The sequence below is a fragment of the uncultured Sphingomonas sp. genome (assembly GCF_913062585.1).
Classification (GTDB): domain Bacteria; phylum Pseudomonadota; class Alphaproteobacteria; order Sphingomonadales; family Sphingomonadaceae; genus Sphingomonas.
Window position 1 is genome coordinate 259,370 of the sequence record NZ_CAJXWX010000002.1, and the last position, 15,472, is coordinate 274,841.

14 protein-coding genes are annotated in these 15,472 nt (G+C 66.8%); 9 read left to right on the plus strand and 5 right to left on the minus strand.

Annotated features, from left to right (window positions below):
* The first annotated feature begins 88 nt into the window (after nucleotides 1–88).
* Nucleotides 89–3,085: a TonB-dependent receptor gene (locus QZ546_RS02955; RefSeq protein WP_294234430.1), complete on the plus strand. Its 2,997-nt coding sequence runs from the start codon at nucleotides 89–91 to the stop codon at nucleotides 3,083–3,085.
* Nucleotides 3,086–3,126: 41 nt separating this feature from the next.
* Here QZ546_RS02955 and astD read toward each other — a convergent pair whose 3' ends face one another.
* Both astD and QZ546_RS02965 read right to left on the minus strand, forming a co-directional pair.
* On the minus strand, nucleotides 3,127–4,536 hold the full coding sequence (astD, locus tag QZ546_RS02960) for a succinylglutamate-semialdehyde dehydrogenase (protein WP_294234433.1): 1,410 nt from the start codon (nucleotides 4,534–4,536) through the stop codon (nucleotides 3,127–3,129).
* Between the two features lie 11 nt (nucleotides 4,537–4,547).
* Entirely contained in the window at nucleotides 4,548–5,924 is a 1,377-nt protein-coding gene (locus QZ546_RS02965; protein WP_294234664.1) for a protein adenylyltransferase SelO family protein, read from the minus strand.
* Between the two features lie 37 nt (nucleotides 5,925–5,961).
* Here QZ546_RS02965 and QZ546_RS02970 point away from each other — a divergent pair, with 37 nt between their 5' ends.
* The 4 genes from QZ546_RS02970 (at nucleotide 5,962) to QZ546_RS02985 (ending at nucleotide 10,123) form a co-directional block, all read left to right on the plus strand.
* On the plus strand, nucleotides 5,962–6,822 hold the full coding sequence (locus QZ546_RS02970) for an alpha/beta hydrolase (RefSeq protein ID WP_294234436.1): 861 nt from the start codon (nucleotides 5,962–5,964) through the stop codon (nucleotides 6,820–6,822).
* A gap of 197 nt (nucleotides 6,823–7,019) precedes the next feature.
* A complete protein-coding gene (locus QZ546_RS02975; protein ID WP_294234439.1) occupies nucleotides 7,020–8,156 on the plus strand; it encodes a glycosyltransferase family 4 protein in 1,137 nt (378 codons plus the stop codon).
* Between the two features lie 89 nt (nucleotides 8,157–8,245).
* Nucleotides 8,246–9,649, plus strand: a complete 1,404-nt coding sequence (locus QZ546_RS02980; protein ID WP_294234443.1) for a nitronate monooxygenase — start codon at nucleotides 8,246–8,248, stop codon at nucleotides 9,647–9,649.
* Nucleotides 9,650–9,655: 6 nt separating this feature from the next.
* Entirely contained in the window at nucleotides 9,656–10,123 is a 468-nt protein-coding gene (locus QZ546_RS02985; RefSeq protein WP_294234446.1) for a hypothetical protein, read from the plus strand.
* Between the two features lie 22 nt (nucleotides 10,124–10,145).
* On the opposite strand, the gene QZ546_RS02990 is transcribed toward QZ546_RS02985, so the two are convergent.
* Nucleotides 10,146–10,337 (minus strand): hypothetical protein, encoded by a 192-nt coding sequence (locus tag QZ546_RS02990; protein WP_294234449.1) that lies wholly within the window; start codon nucleotides 10,335–10,337, stop codon nucleotides 10,146–10,148.
* Between the two features lie 148 nt (nucleotides 10,338–10,485).
* On the opposite strand from QZ546_RS02990, the gene QZ546_RS02995 reads away from it, so the two are divergent.
* The gene (locus QZ546_RS02995; RefSeq protein ID WP_294234451.1) at nucleotides 10,486–10,848 is read left to right on the plus strand and encodes a hypothetical protein; all 363 of its coding nucleotides are present in this window, start codon (nucleotides 10,486–10,488) and stop codon (nucleotides 10,846–10,848) included.
* Between the two features lie 255 nt (nucleotides 10,849–11,103).
* On the opposite strand, the gene QZ546_RS03000 is transcribed toward QZ546_RS02995, so the two are convergent.
* Entirely contained in the window at nucleotides 11,104–12,102 is a 999-nt protein-coding gene (locus tag QZ546_RS03000; RefSeq protein WP_294234454.1) for a D-glycerate dehydrogenase, read from the minus strand.
* Nucleotides 12,103–12,248: 146 nt separating this feature from the next.
* Between QZ546_RS03000 and QZ546_RS03005 the strand changes: the two genes are divergently transcribed.
* Nucleotides 12,249–12,749 carry an SH3 domain-containing protein gene (locus tag QZ546_RS03005; RefSeq protein WP_294234458.1) on the plus strand — a complete coding sequence of 167 codons (501 nt, stop codon included), beginning with the start codon at nucleotides 12,249–12,251 and terminating at the stop codon, nucleotides 12,747–12,749.
* A gap of 250 nt (nucleotides 12,750–12,999) precedes the next feature.
* Here the strand turns inward: QZ546_RS03005 and QZ546_RS03010 are convergent, their stop codons facing one another.
* Nucleotides 13,000–14,181: an acetyl-CoA C-acyltransferase gene (locus QZ546_RS03010; protein WP_294234461.1), complete on the minus strand. Its 1,182-nt coding sequence runs from the start codon at nucleotides 14,179–14,181 to the stop codon at nucleotides 13,000–13,002.
* Nucleotides 14,182–14,264: 83 nt separating this feature from the next.
* Between QZ546_RS03010 and QZ546_RS03015 the strand changes: the two genes are divergently transcribed.
* Nucleotides 14,265–15,026, plus strand: a complete 762-nt coding sequence (locus QZ546_RS03015; RefSeq protein ID WP_294234464.1) for an A24 family peptidase — start codon at nucleotides 14,265–14,267, stop codon at nucleotides 15,024–15,026.
* On the plus strand, nucleotides 15,023–15,436 hold the full coding sequence (locus QZ546_RS03020; RefSeq protein WP_294234466.1) for a hypothetical protein: 414 nt from the start codon (nucleotides 15,023–15,025) through the stop codon (nucleotides 15,434–15,436). Before QZ546_RS03015 ends, QZ546_RS03020 begins: the two co-directional genes overlap by 4 nt.
* Nucleotides 15,437–15,472: the final 36 nt, after the last annotated feature.

Genomic DNA, 15,472 nt, shown 5'->3' on the forward strand with positions numbered 1-15,472 from the left:
TAATATTTGCCTATTGCTCCGAGTTATGCTCTTCTGACCCCAGGGACATAAATCTCGGGGGGAATCGAGAATGGGGACATTTAAGTGCGTGCGGGCCGGTATCGGTGCGTCGTTGATTGCCATGGCTTGGTGCGGTGTCGCATCGGCTCAGACTGTCGAGCAGCCCGTCAAGGACGATGCCACCATTTCGGGCGTCGCTGCCTCGGCCGACAAGATCGACGCCAAGCAGGAGGCCACCGACCCGAGCGACGTCGTCGTCACCGGCACGCGCATCGTTCGCCCCAATATGGAAAGCAATGCGCCGATCACCACGATCGACGCCACCTATCTGAAGGAACGCGGCCTCGCCCGGATCGAGGACGCGCTGGCACAATTGCCGCAGGTTACGCCGATGCTGGGTCTCCAGGGGTCGACCTGGACATCGGGCGCCGCGCCGGTCGGCCTGCGCAACCTGGGTTCGGGCCGGACCCTGACGCTGCTCAACGGCCAGCGGATGGACAATGACGTCAACATCATTCCCGGCGCGCTGATCGACCGGATCGACATCATGACCGGCGGTGCGTCGGCGGTGTACGGATCGGATGCGATCGCAGGCGTCGTCAACTTCATCGTGAAGCGCAAGTTCAACGGCATCGCCTTTGACGGGGAAGTCAGTGGTTTCAATCACAACAACAACAGCGCGCTACTGGCTCAGACCGCCAAGGACGCGGGCTATACCTATCCGCGCGGTTCCTATCTGGGCGGCGGCAATTATTTCGCATCGGTTGCGGCGGGTCAGAACCTGCTGGGTGATCGACTGAACATCAGCGCCTTCGCAACGTATAAAAAAGCCGACCCGATCCAGTTCCGAAACCTGGATACGACCAATTGTCCGCTGCAGATGTTCGACCCCAACAATATCGACGCGGGCAACACGAAATGGACATGCTACGGCACGACCTACAACCCGTATAATTATTTCGGCATCAACAATCAGGACCTGAGCAACGCCCGCGACGGCTCGCGCAGCTTCCGCCCCTATGACACGGCGGACGAGGTGCGTGTTCAGCGTGTCGACAATGTTCAGCGACGGAGCGAGACGGTCAATGCGGGCGGCTTCCTGACGGCGGACTTGCCCGTCGGCATGCGGCTGACCGGCAGCTTCCTCTACAGCAAGATCGTCGAGCGCGGGTTCAACTCGGTCGACGGGGGCATGTGGACCCCGGCGGCGCCGGTCAATTGCGACAATCCGTTCCTGGGTCGGGCGCAGGCGCAGGCGATTTGCGGTGCGGCGGCCGGAACGACCGCGCTCAGCGATCCCATCTCGCTGTCGCTGTTCCGCCCCGGCATGATCCAGAATTTCCGCAATACGACGGACGATTGGCGCGGCTCGCTTGGCCTGTCGGGCAAGATCGTGGACAAGATCCGGTTCGAGCTGAGCTATCAGCAGACCCGGAACATCCAGAATGGTTCGGGCGACCATATGGGGCTGTCCGATCAGGCCGATCGCCTGGCGCGCGGGCTTCAGGTGCGCAACGTGAACGGCGTGCCGACCTGTCTGTCCAAGATCAACGGCACCGACCCGAACTGCCAGCCCGTCGATGCCTTTTCGTCCAACACGTCGGTCAGCGACGCAGTCTATAACTGGCTGACCGGCGTCGGCAGTCGCCGTCAGCAGAATGATCTTCAGGTCATTAACGGCATCGTGTCGGGGACGCTGGAGGATTATGGGCTGAAGAGCCCCTGGGCGGAGAGCGGCATCGGCTTCGCGATCACCGGCGAGTATCGCAAGTATCGGAACCAGTCGACCGGCTATGGGGCGTGGTCGAACTTCACCACCTTCGATGGCCGCACCAGCGTGAAGGAACTGGGCGGCGAAATCGACATTCCGCTGATCGAGAACAAGCCGTTCTTCAAGGAACTCAGCGTCAATGGCGGCTATCGGATTTCCGATTACGACATCTATGACAAACTGATCCACAGCTGGAAGGCGGAGGCGAGCTGGTCGCCGTTCGCTGGCATCCGGTTCCGCGGCAGCTACAACCGCGCGGTGCGCGTCGGCGTGCAACAGCGGTTGGAGGGCGAGAATCGCTATCCCAACACCCCGATGCTCGATCTGTGCGCGCCGCCGCGCGCCGCGTCGAACGGCAAGGGGGTCCAGCGCTATACGTTCGACCAATGCTCGATCGGCATGACGCGGGCGCAATATGATGCGCTGACCAGTTATACCGGCTGCGACTCGCAGGGCTTCTGTCCGACCACTCTGGTCAATGGCGGCAACTCGAATCTGCAGCCGGAGCGGTCGCGCAGCAAGACGCTGGGCGTCGTGTTGCAGCCGCGCTTCATCCCCGGACTGACGGCATCGGTCGACTGGTACGACATCAACATCCAGGGCGCGTTCGAATGGACCCGCATCGGCATGGCGTTCAACCAATGCTATGACAACAAGGTGCAGTTCTTCTGCCAGTTCTATCAGCGCGATCCGCAGACGGGGCGTTTGCTGGTGGCGGATGCGCGCTATAACAATTCGGGCTATACCGCGACGCGCGGTATCGACTTCGCCACCAACTATGCGCTCGATCCCAAGCGTCTGGGCATCGCGAGCGACATCGGTACCTTCGGCCTGAACTTCAACGGAACGCTGACGACCAAGTTCGAGCGGCAGTTCGCGCCGGGCAACACGCCCTGGTCCTGCCTGGGCTATTTCGGATTCGCCTGCGGCGATCCGATGCCGCGCTGGCGCCATGTCGCGGGCGTGAATTGGCAACTGCCCTGGATCAAGGGTGGCCTGGGCTTCACTTGGCGCTACACCGGCCCGAGCAACCTGTCGAAGCTGTCGAGCAACACGGTGCTGGCCGCCGCGCCGGGCCAGACCTATCCGCTGGTCAACCGTATCCCGGGTTACAGCTATTTCGACTTCAACACCAACGTCACGCTGGTGAAGGGGATCGATGTGCGGTTCAACGTTCAGAACCTGTTCGACAAGGACCCGCCGCTGATCGGGTACGACACCCAATATGCCATTGGTGGAGGCTTCAACACCTTCCCGACCTATTACACGGTCCGGGGACGCACGCTGCGGGTCGGCATCTCCGCCCGCTTCTGATGCAACGGGACGGTCCGGGACTTCGGTTCCGGGCCGTTTCCTTATCCGCGCAGGCCGATCGGGATGGTCGCGGCGACGCCGTCTGCCTCCGCGCTGGCGACCGGATAGGCGCAGTAATCGGCCGCATAATAGGCGCTGGGCCGGTGGTTGCCCGACCAGCCGATGCCGCCGAACGGCGCGCTCGACGCCGCGCCGTTGGTCGGGCGGTTCCAGTTGACGATCCCGGCGCGGATGCCGGTCCAGAAATTGTCGTAGCGTTCGCGCGAGGGGCTGATCAGCGAGGCCGACAGGCCGTAGCGGGTGGCATTGGCCTGTCGTAGCGCATCGGCGAAATCGGTTGCGCGGGCGACTTGCAGGACCGGGCCGAACAGCTCGTCATCGGGTCGGTCGGCGACGTCGCTCACGTCCAGGATCGCCGGGGTCAGCAGCGGTAGACCGGCTTTCAGGCGTTCAAGCGGCCGGATGATCTTTGCCCCCTTGGCGACCAGATCGCCGACTGCGGTCAGCAGATGCTCGGCCGCGTTATCGTCGATCACCGGCCCCATGAACGGCACGGGGTCGTCATGCGGCGCGCCGATGACGATCCGATCGACCAAGCCGGTCAGCGCCGCCATCAGCGGATCATAGATCCGATCCTCGACGATCAGCCGCCGCCCCGCCGTGCAGCGCTGCCCGGCGGTCGTATAGGCCGATTGTACGATCAGCGCGGCGGCGGCGTCCAGGTCGGGATCGTCCCACACGATCAGCGGGTTGTTGCCACCCATTTCCAGCGCCAGGATCTTCTCCGGCCGTTCGGCGAACTGGCGGTTGAGCGCCAGGCCGGTGCGCGCCGAGCCGGTGAAGAGCAGGCCGTCAATATCCTCATGCCCGGCCAGCGCCCGGCCCTGGTCGGGACCACCGATCAATAGCTGGACGACGCCCTCGGGCACGCCCGCCGCAAGATAGCATTCGACCAGGAAGGCGCCGCTCGCGGGCGTTTTTTCGGAGGGTTTGAACACCACCGCGTTTCCCGCCAGCAAAGCGGGCACGATATGACCGTTGGGCAGGTGCGCCGGGAAATTATACGGCCCCAGCACCGCCAGCACGCCATGGGGCCGGTGGCGCAGCGCCATGCGTCCGCCGCCCGGCTGGTCGGTGACACGGGTTCCGGCGCGCTCTTCCTGCGCCGTGATCGAAATGGCGACCTTGGCAATGACCGTGTCGACCTCGGTCTTCGCCTCCCAGAGCGGCTTGCCGGTTTCGCGTGCGATCAGGTCGGCAAAGCCGTCCGCCCGGTCGCGCACGATCTCGGCGAAACGGCGGAGCGTCGCGATCCGATCGGCCAGCGGCGTAGCGGCCCAATCGGGCCAGGCCTCACGGGCGACCGCGACCGCCCGGAAGGCGTCGCCGATCGGCAGCTCGGCAAGCAGCGCCCCGGTGGCGGGTTCGAATGTCGATAGAAATTCGGTCATGGCGCGAAAGGCTAGTCCGCCGCACCGGGGTCGGCAAGCGCGGCGCCCATGGCCCGCACCCGCGCGACCTTGTCGTACAGCGCGGTCCAGTCGTCCCGCTCGGCGATCGGCGCCCAGATCGCCTCGACCTCGTCGATCAGCATGGATTCGGGCGCGCCCTGCCAATAGGTATGGTCGCGGGCACGGCGCGGCGCATAGGGCTCGATCAGGTCGCGAAGCTCGTTCCAGACCTCGTCATACTGGTCGGGGATCTTGCCGCCAAACAGGTCAAAATAGACTCGGTCCAGGCTCGCCTGCGAGGTGCGTAGCGCCCGTTCGAAGCTCTGCACCAGTGCGCGGTCCTCGGTCCCGCCACGCGGGATCAGCCCCAGTCGCCAGAGGATCGCGGTTACGATCTCCGCCTGATAGGTGGTGGCGAACCCCTCCAGCGCGGCGATCAGCGGATCGCTCTCGGCAATCAGGCGCAGGCTGGAGGCCAGTTGCATCACGTCCCACTGGATCGCCTCGGGCTGGCGGGCCAGCGCATAAAGGCCCATCTGGTCGAAATAGGCGGCGGTGAATTCTGGGTCCCAGCTCGGCGCGAACCGCCACGGGCCATAGTCGAAGCTCTCGCCGGTCACGTTGATATTGTCGGAATTGAGCACGCCGTGGACGAACCCGGCGGCCATGTAACGCGCCGCTAGCCTCGCGGTGCGCTGTGCCACCAGGGTCAGCAGCCGGACGGGATCGTCGGAATCCTCGCCGTAAAAGTGGCGCAGGACGTAAGCGACCAGCCGCTTCATGCCCGCCTCGTCGCGCTCGAAGGCCAGGCGCTGGAAACTGCCGATGCGGATATGGCCATGGCTCATCCGCACCATCACGGCCGAGCGCGTAGGGGAGGGCTCGTCGCCCCGGTGCAGCGCCTCGCCCGTCTCGATGATCGACAGGGTGCGCGAGGTTGGGACGTTCAGCGCCTCCAGCATCTCGGTCGCCAGGATCTCGCGGACCCCGCCTTTCAGGGTCAGGCGACCGTCGCCGAACCGGCTGTATGGCGTCTGCCCCGATCCCTTGGTGCCGAGTTCGAGCAACCGGCCATCGCGCGCCACCATCTGCGCAAAGGTAAAGCCGCGCCCGTCGCCCAGGTCGGAATTATACTGGCGGAACTGGTGGCCATGATAGCGCATCGCCATCGGGCCGGGCAGCGTGCCGGGTAAAGGCGCGAAGCGGCCAAGATGCTGGGCCCATTCGTCATCGCTCAGCGTCTCCAGCCCGATCTCGGCGGCGGCGCGGTCGTTGCGGTAGCGAATGAGCGTCTGCGGAAAATCGGCTGCCTCGACCGGGTCGGTCAGGAAATCGGCGACCTCGGTCAGGGCGGCGGACGGGCGATAGGCTTGCGGGGATACGGGCATACCGCGATATGGAGGCGGCACCGGAGGACCTTCAAGCATGATCCCTCATGAGAATCGGTATTGGTGGTCGAAAGACGGCCTGCGGCTCCACGCGCGCGACTATCCGGGTGACGATGCGCTGCCGCCGATCCTCTGCCTGCCGGGGCTCACCCGCAATGCCCGCGATTTCGAGGGGATGGCCGAGGCGCTGGCGGGACGCGCGCGCATCATTGCGGTCAGCTTCCGGGGGCGGGGCGAGAGCGCCTATGCCAAGGACCCGATGAGCTATGTGCCGCTCACCTATGTCCAGGATGTCGAGGCGATGCTGGACGAGCTGGGCATCACCCGTTTCGTCGCGGTCGGCACGTCGCTGGGCGGGATCGTGACCATGATCCTGGCGGCGACCGCGCGCGGGCGGCTGGCGGGTGCGGTGCTCAACGATATTGGGCCGGAGATCGAGGCGGCGGGCCTGGCGCGCATCCGCGGCTATGTGGGCAAGGGACAGAGCTTCCCAACCTGGCTTCACGCCGCGCGCTGCGTGCAGGAGAATAACGAGGACGTCTATCCCGATTGGGGGATCGAGGACTGGCTGGCCATGGCAAAGCGCACCCACCGCCTGACCAGCGCGGGGCGGATCGTGCTCGACTATGACCTGAAGATCGCCGAGCCGTTCCGCGTGCCCAATACCGAGGCGGGGCCGGACATGTGGGCGGCGCTCGATGCGCTGAACGGCGTGCCGACGCTGGTCGTGCGCGGCGAGCGGTCGGATATCCTGAGCGCAGGCGTCGCCGAGCGGATGGTCGAGCGGCTGTCGCCGTCCGAACTGGTGACGGTGCCGGGTGTCGGCCACACGCCGCTCCTCACCGAGCCGGAGGCGCTGGCCGGGATCGGTCGTTTGCTCGACCGGGTCGCGGGATAGGACCGGCACATTCCTCCCCTGTAAGGGGAGGGGGACCAGCGAAGCTGGTGGAGGGGTGTTCCCGGTGGCGAGTATGGCCCACCCTCTCCGACCGTGACACCCCTCCGTCAGGCCTTCGGCCTGCCACCTCCCCTTGCAGGGGAGGAAGGTGGCGTTAGCGGTTTCCAACCCCGCTGCCGCTCGCTAATCCGGCGACCATGGCCCGTCCGCTGAACATCCTGCATCTCCATTCCTCCTTCTCGCTCGGCGGCAAGGAGGCGCGCGCGGTCGCGTTGATGAACGCGTTCGGCGACGCGGCGAAACATACCATCGTCTCGGGGCTTCCCGATGAACTGGGCGCGCGTGATGCGATCGCCAAGGGCATTCGCTACGAGATCGCGCAGGACGCGCCGCCGCTGACCGGCAAGCCCTCGGTCAAGCGGTATGAGGCGATCGCGGCCTATATGCGTCGCTTCGACCTGGTGCTGACCTATAATTGGGGCGCGATCGACGGGGTGATGGCGCGGCGCGTCTATCCCAGGGGCGCGCCGCCGCTGGTCCATCACGAGGACGGATTCAACGCCGACGAGGCGCGCGGCCTGAAGATCGAGCGCAACATCTATCGCCGTATCGCTTTGTCGGCGGCGAATGCGCTGGCGGTGCCCAGCCATATCCTGGAGGGCATCGCGCGCCAGACCTGGAAACAGCCCGCCGAGCGGGTGCACCGCATCCCCAACGGCATCGCCACCGAACTCTATGCGCGCGACCCCGATCCCAAGGGCATTCCCGGCTTTGTCCGCCAGCCCAAGGAGATCGTCATCGGCGTGCTGGCGGGCCTGCGTCCGGTCAAGAACCTGCCCATGCTGGTCCGCGCGATGGGCGGCATCCCGAACCGTTTCCGCCTGGTGATCGTCGGCGAGGGGCCCGAGCGCGCCAATATCCAGCAGGCCGCCGCCGCCATGGGCATCGCCGACCGGCTGGTGATGCCTGGCTTTCTGGAGCGGCCCTATAACTATATCCGTCATTTCGACATCGTCGCCTTGTCGTCGCTGTCGGAACAGGCGCCGATTTCGGTGCTGGAGGGCATGGCCGCGGGCTTGCCCATCGCCTCGCTGTCGGTCGGCGACGTGCCGATGATGGTGTCGGAGCCCAATCGCCAGTTCATCGCCGACGCCCCCAACGAGGTGCGGCTGCGCGACGTGATCCAGGCGCTGATCTCGCATCCCGAACTGCGGGCCGAGGCAGGCGCGGCCAACCAGGCCAAGGTCCGGGCCGAGTTCGACCAGGCGCAGATGGTCGCCCGTTACAAGGCGCTCTACGAACAGGTTCTGGGACGGCCGGGCGCGCTGGGCTGAGTCCGGCACGCGGCTGTGCTTTTAATTCCCCCTCGCTTAGCGTTCCTAACACGCTATATGAGGCCCTTTCGGACAGACAAGGTAAAGACGTGTTCAAAGGCTTGAGCCCCATCCTGTACAACGGCCGCGAGGTTTGGCCGCTGATCGAAGGCGGGAAGGGCGTCGCCGCCACCAACCACGCGTCGGCCGGTGCCTGGGCGGCGGCGGGCGGTGTCGGCACCGTCTCGGCGGTGAACGCGGACAGCTATGATGCCGAAGGCAAGATCATTCCCCAGATCTACCGCGCGCTGACCCGGCGCGAGCGGCATGAGGAACTGATCGAATATGCCATCGAGGGCGCGGTCCAGCAGGTGAAGCGCGCCTGGGACATTGCCGGTGGCAAGGGTGCGATCAACATCAACGTGCTGTGGGAAATGGGCGGCGCGCAGCGGGTGCTGGAAGGCGTGCTGGCGCGCACCAAGGGCCTGGTCGCGGGTGTCACCTGCGGCGCGGGCATGCCCTACAAGCTGTCCGAGATCGCTGCGCATCACCAGGTCAGCTATCTGCCGATCGTCTCCTCGGGCCGCGCCTTCCGCGCGCTGTGGAAGCGGGCCTATTCCAAGGCATCGGAATGGCTGGCGGCGGTGGTCTATGAGGATCCCTGGCTCGCCGGTGGCCATAACGGCCTGTCCAACGCCGAAGACCCGTTGCAGCCGCAGGACCCCTATCCGCGCGTGAAGGCGCTGCGCGATACGATGCGCGAGGGCGGGATTTCGGACGAGGTGCCGATCGTGATGGCGGGCGGCGTCTGGTATCTGCGCGACTGGAACGACTGGATCGACAATCCCGAGCTGGGCAAGATCGCCTTTCAGTTCGGCACGCGGCCCTTGCTGACGCAGGAAAGCCCTATCCCGGAGGAGTGGAAGCAGCGTCTGATGACGATCGAGGAGGGCGACGTCCTCCTCCATCGCTTCTCACCGACCGGTTTCTATTCCAGCGCGGTGCGCAACCCCTTCCTGCGCGGCCTGGAAGCGCGTTCGGAACGCCAGATCGCCTTCTCGACCCAGGAAGCGGGCGACCATGTCTTCCAGCTCGACGTGGGCGTGAAGGGCAAGAATTTCTGGGTGACGAAGGGCGATCTGCTCCGCGCGCGCGAGTGGTTCGGCGCGGGCTTCACCATGGCGCTGAAGACGCCGGACAACACGCTCGTCTTCGTGAGCCCCGAAGAGGCCAAGGAAATCCGCAAGGACCAGGCCGACTGCATGGGCTGCCTGTCGCAGTGCCTGTTCTCCAGCTGGGCGGACAGCGAGACCAATTCGACCGGCCGCCTGGCCGATCCGCGCAGCTTCTGCATCCAGAAGACGCTGCAGGAGATCGCCCATGGCGGCGATGTCGAGCAGAATCTGATGTTCGCGGGCCACGCGGCCTATAACTTCAAGCGCGACCCCTTCTACTCGAACGGGTTCGTGCCGAGCGTGAAGCAGCTAGTCGACCGGATCCTGACCGGCGACTGATCCGGGATGATGACGCCGGGCCTCACCGTAACGCTCCACGGCGTCGCAGAGGTGATGGCGTCATTTCCGCGTGGCTGGTGGATCATCGGCAGTGCGGCGCTGGCGCTGCACGGCGTTGACGCCGGTGCGATCCATGATGTCGACTTGCTGATCGAGCCGCATTTGGCCGATGCGGTGTTCGACCGGTTCGGCATCGCGCCGGTCGCGATGCCGCCCGATCCCCTGTTCCGCTCCTTGGCGTTTGCGCGCTGGACGGTTTCGCCCGTTCCGGTCGAAGTGATGGCGGGTTTCGCTGTCGCGGTTGCCGGGCAGTGGCAGCAGGTCGAGCCGCGCACGCGTCAGCGGATCGAGATCGCGGACGGCGCGCTGTTCGTGCCCGACCGTCAGGAATTGCTCGATCTGTTGCGTCTGTTCGGGCGGCCGAAGGATGCACCGCGTATCCAGGCTTTGGTGGCGGCGGGAGCAGGGGTCTAGCCCGCCGCTCCCGCGCGATCCCTCAATCCGCGACGGTGCCGACCACCGCGCCCGCCGTGCCGCCGACTGCCGCGCCGCGCTCGACACTGCCACCGGTCGCCGCCGCCACGCCTGCGCCGCCCGCACCACCGATGGCGGCACCCTTCAGCGTCGAACAGGCCGAGATCGACAGGGCAGCGGCGGCCAGGGTAAAGGTAATGGCCAGCTTTTTCATGATGGTAACTCCCGTTGAATGACAGGGGAGGGAATGCAGCCGTGTCGCGACGGTTCCGCGTCGCAACATTTTGAAAGAGTTCGGTGAGACTGTGCGGCACGGGGCGTCGAAGGTTGATCCGCAGCATGGGCTGTGTCAGTCGGGCGCCATGCAACCAGATATCCGCGCGATCATCGCCGCCTCGTCCCATGCGCTCGTGACCGGCAAGACGGTGGCGGGGCTCTATGACCAGACGGCGGATCGCCATCGCCGCATCGCAGCGGAGGCGCGCGGCGAGCATCTGCAGGGGCTGGATGGCGACCGGAACGTGAAGTTCGGCGGCACGCTGCCCGAATTGACCGAAACCGGAACCGGGGCCGCGATCTACATGGAAATCGCCGAGGAGGCGACCCAGGGCTTCGACCGGAGCACCTCTGGCCATTTCACCTGCCGGATCGAGGATCAGGTCGTTCAGCTATATGACCATGCAGACGGCGCGTGGTTCACATTTGTCGCTCAGGCGGCAGATTAAATACGGTCAGAAATCCTCCCTGCCCCTCGCCCCTCTATGAGGGGAGAGGGTTGCGCAGACTTGGTCTTTGCGAGAGCAAAGGCTTAGTCGGAGCTGGGTGAGGGGAGCGCGCTCGCATGTGCGAGCGCGCGAGCCTTCGGGCTCGCTCGACCCCTCACCCAAGCTGCGCTAGCCAGCAAAGCTGGCAAGCTCCGCTAACCCTCTCCTCTGTCCAGGGGAGAGGGGAGTAAGGTGGCTATCAGGCTGCCGACGCCCCTACAGCCACCCCTCCAGCACCTGATCCGGCGGGCGGTGGCCGTCGGCCCAGCTGCGGATATTGGCGATGACCTTTTCGCCCGAGGCGACGCGGCCCTCCAGCGTGGCGGAGCCCATATGCGGGGTCAGCACGACATTGGGCAGCGCGAGCAGGCGCGGGTCGATCTCGGGTTCGTGCCGCCACACGTCGAGCCCCGCGCCCGCCAGTCGTCCCGCCTCCAATGCGTCGACCAGCGCGTCCTCGTCGACGATGCCGCCCCGGCTGGCGTTGATGAGATAGACATGGGGGCGCATCAGGGCGATGCGGCGGCGGTCGATCAGGTCATGGCTGTCGGCATTCAGCGGCGTATGGATCGACACGATGTCGACCGCGCCCAGCATGGCGTCGAGATCGGCATGCCAGGTCGCGCCCAGCTCCGCCTCGATGCTGGCGGGCAGGCGGCGGCGGTTGTGGTAATGGATCGACAGGCCGAACGCCCGCGCCCGGCGCGCCACAGCCTGCCCGATACGGCCCATGCCGACCACGCCCAGCGCCTTGCCGCCGATCCGGTGGCCGAGCATCCCGCCGGGGCTCCAGCCCTTCCACGCGCCGGAGCGCACCAGCTTCTCTCCCTCGGCCAGGCGGCGCGGCACCGACAGGATCAGCGCCATCGTCATGTCGGCGGTATCCTCGGTCAGGACGCCGGGGGTGTTGGTGACGATGATCCCGCGCGCTCGCGCCGCCTTCAGGTCGATATGGTTCACGCCTGCGCCGAAATTGGCGATCAGCTTCAGCCGGGGGCCGGCGCCCGCGATCAGCGCGGCGTCGATCGTGTCGGTCACGGTCGGGACCAGCACGTCGCAGGTCGCCATGGCGGCGGCGAGATCCTTGCGGCTCAGTTTCTGGTCGGAGCGATTGAGCACCGTGTCGAACAGCGCGGCCATCCGGTCCATGATCGGATCGGGCAACTCGCGGGTGACGACCACCCTGGGGTTCAGGCAGCGGCGAGGATCGGCCATGGCCCACGGATTGGGGCATGGCCGCCGGTCCGTCAACCGGGGATCGCCGCCCCATGCGCGAACATGATTCGAGCGCGAACATGGTTGAAGCGCCGCCCCGGCTCGGCGTAGAGGCGACTTTGGGCGGGCAAATAAAAGGATAGACGATGCGCAAGTCCATCGCCGGACTGGCACTGATCGTGATGACGCCGTCGACGGGGCTGGTCGCCCCCGCCGCCATCGCCGCGCCCGACAAGCGGGCCATGCCCTATTACGGCTCGATCGGGGCCTCGCTCGCCCGGATGCGCACCGGCCCTGCGCGCGCCTATCCCGCCAGCTGGACCTATCGCCGCCCCGACCTGCCGGTGAAGGTGGTCGCGGCGTTCAAGGAATGGCGCAAGGTACAGGACCCCGACGGCACCGAGGGCTGGATGCTGGCCGTCCTGCTGCGCAACACCCGCACCGCCTTCGTCCGCAGCGCCGATCCGCTGCCGATGCGGGCCGCGCCGGACGAGAACGCCAAGACCTTGTGGCGCGCGGCGCCGGGTGTCGTCGGGCGGATCAGCCAGTGCAACGGGGCGTGGTGCCGGTTGGACGTGAAAGGGCAGGCGGGATTCGTGCCGGTGGCGGGAATCTGGGGCGTCGATTCGGGTGAGGTGTTGCCGTAAGCTGAGCTGTTGGGCGCTCGGCACGTCCAGAGGAGTGTGCATCGGGGCAAGGATCAGACCTTCTTCTCCCCTCCCGCAGGCGGGAGGGGCCGGGGGAGGGTAGGCCGCGGGCGATGGTCTCGGTGAGACTCCTTGCCCTCCCCCAACCCCTCCCGCCTGCGGGAGGGGAGCAAGAAGAGGAGCTTGTCCCGCAGGCGGGAAGGAGGCAAGAAGGACAGACCGCCGAGGATCGAAGGACCGGGAAGGCCCCTTACATCAGCTCCACCGCCATCGCCGTCGCTTCGCCGCCGCCGATGCACAGCGACGCCACGCCACGCCGTGCGCCCTTGGTTTCCAGCGCCGACAACAGGGTCGCCAGCACCCGCGCGCCGCTCGCGCCGATCGGGTGGCCCAGTGCGCAGGCACCGCCATGGACGTTCAGCCGGTCGTGCGACAGGTCCAGATCGCGCATGGCGATCATCGCCACGGCCGCGAATGCCTCGTTCACCTCGTAGAGATCCGCATCGCCGGTCGACCAGCCTGCGCGCTCCAGCACCTTGCGCATCGCGAAGACCGGCGCGGTGGTGAAGCGGGCCGGGGCATGGGCGTGCGTACCCTGCGCCACGATGCGGGCGATCGGGGTCAGGCCCAGCCGCTCGGCGACGCTGGCCCGTGTCATCACCAGCGCCGCCGCGCCGTCCGAGATGGACGAGGCATTGGCCGCCGTGATCGTCCCGTCCTTGGAAAAGGCGGGCTTCAGCGTCGGGATCTTGGTGGCATCGCCCCTGGCGGGCTGTTCGTCGAGCGTCACCTGTTCCTCGCCCTTGCGGGTCTTGACCGTGACGGGCACGATTTCCCGGTCGAACGCGCCCGAGCTTTGCGCCGCCTTGGCGCGCTCCAGCGAGGCGATGGCGAAATCGTCCTGGGCGCCCCGCGTGAACTGATATTCCTGCGCCGCTTCCTCGGCGAAATGGCCCATCAGGCGGCCGCGCTCATAGGCATCCTCCAGCCCGTCGAGGAACATATGGTCGTAGAGCGTGTCATGGCCGATGCGCGCGCCGCCGCGATGCTTGTGGCTGAGATAGGGGGTGTTCGTCATGCTCTCCATGCCGCCCGCCACGATCAGGTCGGCGGCGCCCGCCGCCAGCGCCTCGGCGGCCATGATCGCGGCCTGCATCCCCGATCCGCACATCTTGTTGACGGTCGTCGCCTCGACATGCTCGCCCAGCCCGGCAAAGATCGCCGCCTGGCGCGCGGGCGCCTGGCCGAGCCCGGCGGGCAGGACGCAGCCCATATGGATGCGCTCGATCACGGACGGATCGACACCGGCCCGCTCGACCGCGCCCTTGACGGCGGCGGCGCCCAGCTGGGTGGCGGTCAGGCCGGAAAGGCTGCCCTGGAACGACCCCATGGGGGTACGGGCATAGGACAGGATGACGACGGGGTCCGTCATGGCGGCACGCTCTCCAATCTTTTGATTTTGAAGCGGCCTTACGCCTTTTGCCTGCCCTTCGCAAAGGGGCTAGAGGCCCGGTCATGGCGTTCGGGGCGGCATCGGCGGTATGGGCCGCGATCTATGGGCTGGCGGGGGCGATCGTCGGGTCGTTCGTCGCCGCGCTGGTGCTGCGCTGGCTTGGCGACCGGTCCGTGCTGGCGGGACGGTCGGAGTGCGACCATTGCGGCAAGACGCTGCGGGCGTGGGAGCTGGTGCCGATCCTCAGCTTCGTCGCGCTGCGCGGTCGCTGCGCGCGGTGCCGCCAGCCGATCGACCCGGTGCATGTGCGGATCGAAGCGCTGGCGGTGGCGATCGGCGCTTCGGCCGGTTGGATCGACGGGCCGGACGGCTGGACCGGCGCGCTGTTCGGTTGGTCGCTGCTGGCGCTGGGGGCCTTGGACGCGCTCGCCCTGTGGTTGCCCGATCGGCTGACGGCCTGGCTCGCGGGGGCGGGGCTGCTGACCGGCTTGATGGGCCATGCGCCGCTGCTGGACGAGCGGATCGTTGGTGGACTGGTCGGTTTCGGCGGGCTCTGGGGGATCGCTGCGGGCTATCGCTGGTGGCGTGGACGCGACGGCATGGGTGCCGGCGATCCCAAGCTGATGGGGGCGATCGGCCTGTGGCTGGGTTGGCGGATGCTGCCGGGTGTGCTGCTGGCGGCCTGTATGATCGGGCTGGGCTTCGTCGTGATCCGACACCTGCTAGGCCGCCGGGCGAGCGGGCAGGACATGGTCCCGCTCGGCCTGCTCCTGGCGCTGGCGGCTTATCCGGCCTGGGTGTTGATGATAGGATGGGCGGCATGATGATCGTGTCCATCGTCGCGCTGGTGCAGGCCGCCGCAGCGCCCGTGCCGGGAACCTTGCCCAAGCAGACTTTGCCGGAGCGGGGCTGCGCCGCCTATCTGTGGGCGGTGCAGGACCAGCGGTTCGTCGCGATGGTCGAACCCGGCCGGTTGCGCGTGATGCTGGACGGCAAGCCGACCGACCTGCCCGCCGCCGAGGCCGGGGGCGTGGGGCCGCTGGGGCTGGCGAGCACGACCCGCTATGCCGGGGACGGCGTCATCGCGACGCTGGACATGACGATCACCCAGCGCGAAACGCTGCAGGACGGGGCGATCGTATCGGACGCCACACTTCGCCTAGCACGCGGAAATCAGGACGAAATCGTCGTGCCGGTCGGGGGGCTCGTCGGGTGCGCTCCGGCATCGCGTTGATCCGAAAAGGGAACCTACTCTGGCCTTGCGGCGTTG

Excerpts from the sequence above, each read along its gene's own strand:
- astD (WP_294234433.1), bottom strand. The coding sequence starts at position 4,536 with ATGACCGAATTTCTATCGACATTCGAACCCGCCACCGGGGCGCTGCTT.
- QZ546_RS02965 (WP_294234664.1), bottom strand. The coding sequence starts at position 5,924 with ATGCCCGTATCCCCGCAAGCCTATCGCCCGTCCGCCGCCCTGACCGAG.
- QZ546_RS02970 (WP_294234436.1), top strand. The coding sequence starts at position 5,962 with ATGATCCCTCATGAGAATCGGTATTGGTGGTCGAAAGACGGCCTGCGG.
- QZ546_RS02975 (WP_294234439.1), top strand. The coding sequence starts at position 7,020 with ATGGCCCGTCCGCTGAACATCCTGCATCTCCATTCCTCCTTCTCGCTC.
- QZ546_RS02985 (WP_294234446.1), top strand. The coding sequence starts at position 9,656 with ATGATGACGCCGGGCCTCACCGTAACGCTCCACGGCGTCGCAGAGGTG.
- QZ546_RS02990 (WP_294234449.1), bottom strand. The coding sequence starts at position 10,337 with ATGAAAAAGCTGGCCATTACCTTTACCCTGGCCGCCGCTGCCCTGTCG.
- QZ546_RS02995 (WP_294234451.1), top strand. The coding sequence starts at position 10,486 with ATGCAACCAGATATCCGCGCGATCATCGCCGCCTCGTCCCATGCGCTC.
- QZ546_RS03000 (WP_294234454.1), bottom strand. The coding sequence starts at position 12,102 with ATGGCCGATCCTCGCCGCTGCCTGAACCCCAGGGTGGTCGTCACCCGC.
- QZ546_RS03005 (WP_294234458.1), top strand. The coding sequence starts at position 12,249 with ATGCGCAAGTCCATCGCCGGACTGGCACTGATCGTGATGACGCCGTCG.
- QZ546_RS03010 (WP_294234461.1), bottom strand. The coding sequence starts at position 14,181 with ATGACGGACCCCGTCGTCATCCTGTCCTATGCCCGTACCCCCATGGGG.
- QZ546_RS03015 (WP_294234464.1), top strand. The coding sequence starts at position 14,265 with ATGGCGTTCGGGGCGGCATCGGCGGTATGGGCCGCGATCTATGGGCTG.
- QZ546_RS03020 (WP_294234466.1), top strand. The coding sequence starts at position 15,023 with ATGATGATCGTGTCCATCGTCGCGCTGGTGCAGGCCGCCGCAGCGCCC.